Annotated in this window: 3 protein-coding genes; 2 read left to right on the plus strand and 1 reads right to left on the minus strand. The window is 60.0% G+C overall.

Annotated elements, in window-relative coordinates; all coding sequences use genetic code 11:
- The coding region (locus EN984_RS30720; protein WP_206517524.1) for an arginase family protein at positions 1-546 on the minus strand (546 nt) is incomplete at its 3' end.
- A gap of 365 nt (positions 547-911) precedes the next feature.
- Here EN984_RS30720 and EN984_RS30725 point away from each other — a divergent pair.
- Both EN984_RS30725 and EN984_RS30730 read left to right on the plus strand, forming a co-directional pair.
- On the plus strand, positions 912-1,721 hold the full coding sequence (locus EN984_RS30725; RefSeq protein WP_023812007.1) for a nucleotidyltransferase family protein: 810 nt from the start codon (positions 912-914) through the stop codon (positions 1,719-1,721).
- Complete coding sequence (locus tag EN984_RS30730; protein WP_127271062.1) at positions 1,714-2,463, plus strand: metallophosphoesterase; 750 nt, start codon at positions 1,714-1,716, stop codon at positions 2,461-2,463. The genes EN984_RS30725 and EN984_RS30730 overlap by 8 nt, the downstream gene beginning before the upstream one ends.
- The last annotated feature ends 95 nt before the right edge of the window (positions 2,464-2,558 follow it).

Here is a 2,558-nt window from a genome sequence, read left to right on the forward strand (position 1 = left end):
GCCGACGCTGCGCAGGCCGACTTGCACCATGCCTGCGACATGCGGCATCTCGCTCGCCCTGCGCATCGGGCTCGAATAGCCGTGGCGTTCGCCATACACCTCGTCGCGCCAGTCGATATGGGCGTCGATCTGCAGGACCCAGACCGGCCCGTGCTCCGCAAAGCCGGCGAGGAAGGGAATGGTCATGGAACAGTCGCCGCCGATCAGGATCGGCACGGCCGGCAATGCCAGGATTTCGCGCGTTTTTGCCTCGATCCTGACCCTGTTGCCGGCATTGTCATGCATGGTGGTCAAGATATCGCCGGCGTCGATGCAAGAGGCCGGCTTGCCGTCGAACAGCGGGCCGCCGAGATCGAAATCCCAGTGCTCGACGAACGCGGCATCGTCCTGGCTCGCAACGCGGATCGCATCCGCCGCCAAGGCATGGCCGCGGCTGTCCTTGCCGGGATAAGTGCTGCCGTGACCGGCCCCGAAGATCACCGCGCGGGGCATGTGACCATCTGCGAGACGGTCTGGAAAGCCGAGAAAGGGAGGCGAGGGGGTCATGCCTTGATGGATCCTGATGATGCTTAGCGCACGCCGATCGGGTGCGGTTAAGTCAAGCGCCCCGGCTTCAGCTTTGTGCCGATTGGGTAAGCCCAATAAACTCTAAAACAATCGAGATCGATCACCCACCTGGTGTTTCAAATTTGGGCCAACGGGGCATTGGCGGTGGCATGCGCCGATTTCGAGGCGACATTGCGCTGCCGGCGAGGACGTTGGGGCGGCTTGCGTCGGCAGGCGCGATCCCGAAATTTCCAGTACGTGACGAGAATGAACCTTGGCTGGTCGCCTGATAGCGGAACCAGGCGAGGTTCACGTTGTTACCACAGCGGGCGACTGCCGGTTGCCGGATTCGGAGTCATCGTTTCATGACCAATGGTCCATTGCCTGAAAACGTTCTGGTCTCGCTTCCCAAGATCGATGCAAAAGCGGCGCCGACGCTCAAAAATGCCGAGGCGGAGGTATTTTACACGGAAGCGATCCGTGAGCTTACCGCCACCGACATACCCTTTCTGGTCGCCGGGACCTACGCGGTAAGCGCTTATACGGGTGTCACCCGCCAGACCAAGGACCTCGATATCTTCTGCAAGGCAGGCGACTACGCGCGGATCCTCGCTCATTTCAAGCAGCTTGGATATGCCGTCGAAATCGAGGATGACCGGTGGCTCGGCAAGGTGTTCAAGGGCACGCATTTCTTCGACGTCATATTCGGCTCGGCCAACGGCACGGTGCCTGTTGGCGACCTGTGGCTGGAACACGCCCGCCAAACAGAGCTGTTGGGCAGCAGGGTGCGGATCATCGGCCCGACCGAACTCATCTGGTCCAAATGCTTTATCCAGGACAGAGGGCGACACGATGGCGCCGATATCGCTCATACGATTCTCAAGGCGGGCGATCAGATCGATTGGCACCGGCTGCTTTCTTATCTGGAGGTTCACTGGGAGGTTCTGTTGATGCAGCTTATCAATTTCAGGTGGATCTATCCGAGCGAGCGCGATCATATCCCGGCGTGGCTGCTCGATGAATTGCTCGACCGCCTCGCCAAGCAACGGCAGTTGCCGTCTCCAAGGATGAAGATCTGCCGTGGGCGGCTGCTTTCGCAAACCGATTACGAAATCGACGTCAAGGAATGGGGCTTCGCCGGCGTCGGTGGTGTGGGAGAATTCCGTGATGGCTGATCCCGTCAAGAGCAGCGCGCCCAAGGAGGGCGCACGCGCGCTCAAAGTTGCCGCGGTCGGGGATCTCCATGTGCGGGAAGATGCGCAAACCTCGTATCGCGACCTCTTCGGCGAGATATCGAGCGAAGCCGACATTCTCGTTCTCACGGGAGATCTGACCAATCTCGGCAAGCCTCGTGAAGCGGAGATGCTGGCCGAGGATCTGCGCAACTGCTCGATCCCGGTCGTGGCGGTGCTCGGCAATCATGACTACGAGTCTGGTGCGGTGGAAGACGTCACGAAGATCCTGCGCCAGGCGCATGTTCATCTCCTCGACGGGCAGGCAGTTGAAATCGAGGAGGTGGGTTTTGTCGGCGTGAAGGGATTCATAGGCGGCTTCGGCTCACGCATGCTCGGCTCATTCGGTGAACCGGCGATCAAGACGATGGTCGCGGAAAGCGTGAACGAGGCAATGCGACTTGAAAATGCGATGCGCCAGGTGCGGGCGAAGCGCACACTGGTGATCCTCCACTACGCGCCAATTGCCGACACAGTCGCGGGAGAACCGCCGGAGATATTTCCATTTCTGGGCTCTTCACGCCTGGCGGAGACGATCGATCGATTCCAGGTTAGTGCTGTCGTGCACGGTCATGCACATCGCGGTTCTTACGAAGGTCAAACACCTGGCGGAGCCAAGGTCTACAACGTCGCCATGCATGTGGCCAAGCCAAGCGGCCGCCCCTACGCCTTGCTCGAAATCTGACGCCAGCGGCATGCGCCGTGGTGTCCATTGGCCTTGACTCAATTGGTGGCCTTGACTCAATTGGTGGCGTTGATCGATTTCGCCAACTCTTCCAG

Source organism: Mesorhizobium sp. M7A.F.Ca.CA.004.12.1.1 (genome assembly GCF_003997835.1).
In the GTDB taxonomy this organism is placed as follows: Bacteria; Pseudomonadota; Alphaproteobacteria; order Rhizobiales; family Rhizobiaceae; genus Mesorhizobium.

Bases quoted from the DNA above. Each gene is read 5' to 3' on its own strand.
- EN984_RS30725 (WP_023812007.1), top strand. From the start codon at position 912: ATGACCAATGGTCCATTGCCTGAAAACGTTCTGGTCTCGCTTCCCAAG.
- EN984_RS30730 (WP_127271062.1), top strand. From the start codon at position 1,714: ATGGCTGATCCCGTCAAGAGCAGCGCGCCCAAGGAGGGCGCACGCGCG.